At 70.7% G+C, this 249-nt stretch carries 1 protein-coding gene; it reads right to left on the reverse strand.

Annotated elements, in window-relative coordinates; translation table 11 throughout:
• Positions 1-249 (reverse strand): transposase (locus ACTSKS_RS11080; RefSeq protein ID WP_442927567.1); only part of this gene is annotated, 249 nt, incomplete at both ends.

Consider the following 249-nt stretch of genomic DNA (forward strand, 5'->3'; position numbering starts at 1 on the left):
GTAGATGATCGCGTACTTGTCATACCGGGTCGCCAGGCCCCGCCACTGCTTCAGGTGCGCGTACTGGCGCTCGATGACGTTGCGGCCCTTGTAGGCGGCCGCGTCGAGGCTGACGGGGCGCCCGCCGCGGGCACCGCGCCGTCTGCGGTGGCCCTGCTGGTCGGCCGGTTCGGGGATGACCGCTTTGATCCCACGGGCGCGTAGGTGGGTGCGGATCGCCCGGGAGGAGTACGCCTTATCGCCCAGCAC

Origin of the sequence: Micrococcus sp. TCR-5, assembly GCF_052220525.1 — a bacterium.
Lineage (GTDB): Bacteria > Actinomycetota > Actinomycetes > Actinomycetales > Micrococcaceae > Micrococcus > Micrococcus luteus.